Here is a 5819-nt window from a genome sequence, read left to right as displayed (position 1 = left end):
CGCCAGGCCCGCACCCGCGCGGCCACGGCATGGGCCCGGCGCTCGTCGCGGGCGGCCGCGACCGCGCGCGGCTCGCCCGGCGTCGACGACCACTCCTCGATCGGCCAGCCGGAGCGGCGGGCGACCCGGTACAGCGGCAGGTCGGGGCTGACCGCCACCGGGTTGCCGACGGCACGCAGCATCGGCAGGTCCGACTGGCTGTCGGCATACCCCCACGACGCCCGCAGGTTCGCCCCCACCCGCCCCGCGTAGTGGCTCAGCCACGCCGCCCGGGCGTCCCCGACCAACGGCGCCGACGTCAGCCGTCCGGTGTAACGCCCGTCCGGCCCGACCGCGAGAGCGGTCGCGACGATCTCGTCGAACAGTGGTGCCAGCGGACGGGTGAGCACCGCGACCGCGCCGGTGAGCAGCACCGTCCGGTGCCCGGCCTCCCGGTGCTCACGGACCCGGCGGATCGCCGCCGGCTTGACCCGGCGCAGCAGGATGTCCCCGGCGACCTCGTCGACGAGACGGGCGAGCTCGTCGGGGTCGGCGCCGGCGTAGCGGGTGTACACCGCCCGGATGAGATGCCCCCGGTCCCGCTGTTCGGCGCGGATGTAGCCGGGCAGCGCACGGGCCAGCGAGGCCAGCTCCCGGCCGCGGGCCACGGTGTTCTGGTCGGCCAGCCGCAGCCACAGGTAGGACTCGATCACGGTCGAGGACACCAGCGTGCCGTCCAGGTCGAACACCGCCAGCGTGTCCGGCCCGCCGGCCGAGGCCGGAGCCACCCGGCGGGCCGGCGGCGGCGACGTGTCCGGCCCGCGGATGGTCGCCGTCACGCTCGGGATGTGGATGTCCTGCAGGTAGGTGTGCCAGTCGTAGCAGGCCGGGTCGAACCCGAACCGCTGCGCGTCGGCGGGCTCCAGCCCCTGGTGCAGGGCCCGGGTCGCGTCGTCGACGTAGACCAGCTCGGCCCGGGTGTAGGAGCGGTACAGGTCCTGGTAGCGGCGCAGGAACGACAGCCGCTCGTCGAGCTGCTCCAGGTCGCGGGCGGCCTGGCGGACCCGGTCGGAACGGGGCGCGTACGCCAGCGCCCGGCCGGCGAGCTCGGTGAACCGCTCCCCGCGGCGCAGCCTGCTCTCGACCGTCGCGGCCCCGGCGAAACGCCACTCGGCCGCGGCGACCGCGCCGCGGTTGCGGGCGACCAGCGGATGGCGCTGGAAGTACTCCCGGACATGCTCGTAGAGGTCCCGGAACAGCAGCGGGTTACGGAAGCCCGAACAGACCGTGTAGTAGGCCGGGGTGTCCGCCGGCGGGGTGGCCGCCGCCGCGGCGATGATCGCGTTGACCACCAGGTCGACCGGGATGATGTCGATGATGCCGTCGGGGGAGGCCGGGAAGTCCGGCAGCTCCCCGCGCGCGTAGGCGATGATCAGCGGCTCGGCCATCTTGAAGCCCTCGATCCACCCCGGGAACGGGCGGGCCAGCGCGCTTTCGATGATGGACGGGCGCACCACGGTCAGCGGCAGGCCGTCGCGGGAGTCCTCCAGGTAGCGCTCGGCGAGCGCCTTGGTGAAGGTGTAGCAGTCGGTCCAGCCCAGCACCCGGGCCCGTTCCCCGCCGATCTCGACGAGCCGGCGCTCCACCCACCGGCGGCGGTGGCGCTCGGCCTCGCGGGAGACCGTCTGGGCGCCGGCGCGCACATGATCGGCCTCGGCCCGCTCCCGGAAGCCGCGCAGCGCCTCGGGGGTACGGGAGGCGTCCTCGGCCGCCGCCCGTGCCCGCTGCGCGGCGGTCTGCTCCGCCCGCCAGTCGACGGTGTGCGCCAGCCGGCCCTCGGCCACGTGCCCGGAGCGCAGACCCGCCACGTACGCCGTGGAGATGTGCACGATGTGCGGGCGGGCGCCGCTGTCCCGCACCGCCCGCAGCAGCTCCTGGACCCCGCCGAGGTTGGTGGCGAAACCCGCGTCGATCGGCGGGTCGAAGGACACCTCACCGGCACAGTGGATCACGACGTCGATGTCCGCCGGCAACGTCGGCATCCGTTCCAGGTCACCCTCGAGCACGGTGACCCGCTCGCGCAGCGCCCGCTCGACCCCGTCCGCGCCGACCTGACCGCGCCAGGCGGCGAATGCCGGTTTGGCAACCAGCGCCGCGAACCGGGCCTGACCGCTACGGCCGGCGCGCGGACGGACGAGGGCGACCACCTCGGTGCCGGGCAGATCGGACAGCAGCCGTTCGAGCAGTGCCTCGCCCACGAAGCCGGTCGCTCCCGTGACAAGGACGCGCTTGCCCGCGAGCCGCTCGGGCAGCCCCACCGCCTCACCTCATTCCGTCATCGGGATTGCGTTCCGTTATCGGGGTTGCGTTGTCGGGACGCCGGTGGGCCACGCGGTGAGGACACCGGCGCGGGGCCGCGACCGGCTCACGCCGGTGAGGCTGCGTCCCCTTTCGCCCAGGTCTGCCTCGTCCGGTGCCGACCGGCCATGGAGCGGGTACGGGTGGACATTACAAGCACAGCCGCGACAAGTGACACAACCGACGTGGCCGGCACCGCAGCCAGGGCGTGTCCGCCCGGCTGCCGGCCAGCCGCCGCCCGGCTGCCGGGCAGCCATCCGTCAGACGTGCCCGAGGGCCGCGACGAGCCGGTCGCAGGCCTTCTCCACACCCCACCGCCGGGCCAGCGCGGCCAGTCCCGCGCTGTCGGCGGGCCGGGCGGGCAGCCGGTCCGGCACCGGCGGCAGGCCGACGTCGGTGACGACCCGGACCACCGGCACGGCGGCGTCCAGGTAGGCCGCGGCCTCGATGATCCGCTGCCTGCTCCGGCCCGGGAAGCCTGCGATCTCCCCTCGCGCGGCCGCGGCCCGGACCGCCGCCAGCGACCCGAACCTGCTCAGCAGCGCCGCCGCGGTCTTCGGGCCGATGCCTGACACACCCGGCAGCCCGTCGCTGGGGTCGCCGCGTAGCACCGCGAAGTCGGCGTAGGCCCGGCCGGGGATGCCGAAACGGCTGGCCACAGCCGCCTCGTCGATCACGGCGAACCGTTCGACCGCGTAGCGCACCCGTACCGGCCGGGAGTCGTCGACCAGCTGGAACAGGTCCCGGTCCCCGGTGAGCACGTCCACCTCCGCCTGGTCACGGGTGGCCAGCGTGCCGATGACGTCGTCCGCCTCGTAGCCGGCGGCCGACACCCGGGGGACGCCGACGGCGTCCAGGACGGCGTCGATGACCGGCAGCTGGGCGGTGAGCTCCGCCGGGACGTCCTCGGCCCACCCGGCGCTCCCCGCGCTCCCCGCGCTCCCGGTGCCGCCGGTGCCACCGGCGGCCACCCGGTGGGCCTTGTACGACGCCAGCAGCGCGACCCGGAACGGCGGGCGCCAGTCCGCGTCGAAGCAGGCCACCAGCCGGGTGGGACGGATCTCGACGATCTGGCGGGCCAGGGTGTCCAGCAGGCCGCGCACGGCGTTGACGGGTGTCCCGTCCGGGGCGCGCACCGACCGCGGCACCCCGTGGAAGGCGCGGAAGTACAGCGACGGGGTGTCCAGCAGCATCAGCCGACCGGCGGTGGAGGTACGCACCCGGACAGGGTGACATCCCCTGCCGCGTACCAACATCCGCCTCTTCGCGTATCGACATCCACCCAGCACACGACCACGGTCCGTGATCTGCGTACGCTCCGGATCGTGCTGGAAGACCTTGACCGTGAGATCGTCCGTCTGCTGTGCCGGGATGGCCGGATGAGCTACACCGACCTGGGCCGGTCCACCGGCCTGTCCGTGTCCGCGGTCCATCAGCGAGTACGCCGCCTGGAACAGCGAGGCGTGATCACCGCGTACACGGCCATCGTCGACGCCGCCGAGATCGGCCTCCCGCTCACCGCGTTCGTATCGATCAAGCCGATCGACCCGAGCCAGCCGGACGACGCCCCGGAGCGGCTGCGGGACCTGACCGCCATCGAGGCCTGCCACAGCGTCGCCGGTGAGGAGAGCTACCTGCTCAAGGTCCGCGTCGGCACCCCGGGCGACCTGGAAAGCCTGCTGCAGCAGATCCGGGCCGCGGCGAACGTGTCGACCCGCACCATGGTCGTCCTGTCCACCCCGTACGAGGCACGGCCACCAGCCATCTGACCGGACCATCCGGCCTGGCCGTCCGAATGTCATGGCCGACGTCACGGCCATCCGGCGCCAGCCGTCCGGCACAGGGTATCCGGCATGTGATTTTCGCAACCGCGGATTCCGAGCCGTTCCGTCGGCCGTGATTCCCGACGACACGGCCGGCTGTCGTGAGCCACGGCGTCCGGCCCGGTCGCGGGCGGGCACACTTTCAGGTGTGACGGACATGTCGTCGAACCCAGAAGCGGCCGGCCCGGCCAGCCCGCCGAACGACAACGGACAGGACGGACAGCCGGTGGGCACCCGGGCAGCGCGTGCCGGGGCGGCGGGCCCCCAGGAAGCAGCGGCCGGGCCGGGGAGAGCCGGGCCGCACGGCGCCCGGCGCGTCCTCTACCGCGGCGGGCAGATCCACAGCCCGGCGTCCCCGTTCGCGACGGCGATGCTGGTCGAGGACGGCCGGATCGCCTGGCTCGGCTCGGACGCGGCCGCCGGCGCACTGGCCGCCGAGAAGACCGTGGACCTCGACGACGCCCTGGTCGCCCCCGCGTTCGTGGACGCCCACGTGCACGTGACCGCCACCGGGCTCGCCCTCGACGGGCTCGACCTGTCCGGGGCACCGTCCCTGGCCCACGCCCTCGGCCAGCTGGCCGAGCACGTCCGGCGCCAGCCCACCGACGTGGTGCTCGGCACCAACTGGGACGAGACGGCCTGGCCCGAGGGCCGGGCGCCCACGGCCGCCGAACTCGACCGGGCGGCCGGCGGCGCGGCCGTCTACCTCTCCCGCGTCGACGGCCACAGCGCGGTCGTGTCGTCCACGCTCGCGGCCCGCTGCGACGCCCCCGGCCGGCCGGGCTGGCTCGGGGACGGCCGGTGCCGGGGCGAGGCCCACCACGCGGCCCGCACCACCGCCTACGACAGCGTGTCCGCCGGCCAGCGGCGGTCCGCCCAGCGCCGGGCCCGGGCACAGGCCGCAGCCCTCGGCATCGCCGCCCTGCACGAGATGGCCGGGCCGGAGGTCTCCAGCGCGGACGACCTCGCCGGCCTGCTCGCGCTCGCCGCCGCCGAACCGGGCCCCGCCGTCCACGGCTACTGGGCCGGGGACATCGACACCGCCGTCGCCCTCGGCGCCGGCCTCGGCGGCGACCTGTTCGTCGACGGCTCACTGGGATCCCGCACCGCCGCGCTGCGCGCCCCCTACGCGGACGCCCCCACCGGCGGCGCGGGCACCGGCCGCCGTGCCGGGGCCGACGGTGAGGCCGCCGGCAACCGGGGCCTGCTGCACCTGGATGTCGACGCCGTGTCCGCGACGGTCGTGCAGGCCGCCGAGGCCGGTCTGCAGGCCGGCTTCCACGCGATCGGGGACGCCGCCCTCGACACCGTCCTCGACGGCTTCGAACAGGCCGCCGACAAGATCGGCCTGCCGCGGATCCTGGCCGGCCGGCACCGCGTCGAGCACTGCGAGATGGCCGACGCCGCCCAGATCGCGCGGATGGCCCGCCTCGGCCTGACCGCCGTCGTGCAGCCGGCCTTCGACGCCTGCTGGGGCGGCCGGGACGGCATGTACGCCCAGCGGCTGGGCGCCGGCCGGGCGGGCGCGATGAACCCGTTCGCCGCGATGGCCACCGCGGGTGTCGTCCTCGCGCTGTCCTCGGACGCCCCGGTGACCCCGCTGGACCCGTGTCTCTTATACACATCTCCGAGCCCACGAGACAAGAGGCAATCTCGTAT

3 protein-coding genes are annotated in these 5819 nt (G+C 75.0%); 1 reads left to right on the top strand and 2 read right to left on the bottom strand.

The window, feature by feature from the left end; genetic code table 11:
* Together NBW84_RS21820 and NBW84_RS21815 are read right to left on the bottom strand one after the other, a co-directional pair.
* Window positions 1–2297: HAD-IB family hydrolase (locus NBW84_RS21820; RefSeq protein WP_250286958.1), on the bottom strand; the 2297-nt coding region annotated here is incomplete at its 3' end.
* A 300-nt stretch (window positions 2298–2597) separates the two neighbouring features.
* Window positions 2598–3593 carry a 5'-3' exonuclease H3TH domain-containing protein gene (locus NBW84_RS21815; RefSeq protein WP_250286956.1) on the bottom strand — a complete coding sequence of 332 codons (996 nt, stop codon included), beginning with the start codon at window positions 3591–3593 and terminating at the stop codon, window positions 2598–2600.
* Here NBW84_RS21815 and NBW84_RS24590 point away from each other — a divergent pair.
* Window positions 3489–4106, top strand: coding sequence for an Lrp/AsnC family transcriptional regulator (locus tag NBW84_RS24590; RefSeq protein WP_445548809.1), 618 nt, complete (start codon window positions 3489–3491; stop codon window positions 4104–4106). The two genes, NBW84_RS21815 and NBW84_RS24590, sit on opposite strands and share 105 nt — an antisense overlap.
* The last annotated feature ends 1713 nt before the right edge of the window (window positions 4107–5819 follow it).

Origin of the sequence: Protofrankia sp. CiP1_Cm_nod2, from assembly GCF_920664355.1 — a bacterium.
In the GTDB taxonomy this organism is placed as follows: domain Bacteria; phylum Actinomycetota; class Actinomycetes; order Frankiales; family Frankiaceae; genus Protofrankia.
Note: the sequence above shows the minus strand (reverse complement) of the source record. Positions and strands in the feature narration are given on the sequence as shown.

Coding starts and splice junctions, on each gene's coding strand:
- NBW84_RS21815 (WP_250286956.1), bottom strand. CDS start 3,593: ATGTTGGTACGCGGCAGGGGATGTCACCCTGTCCGGGTGCGTACCTCC.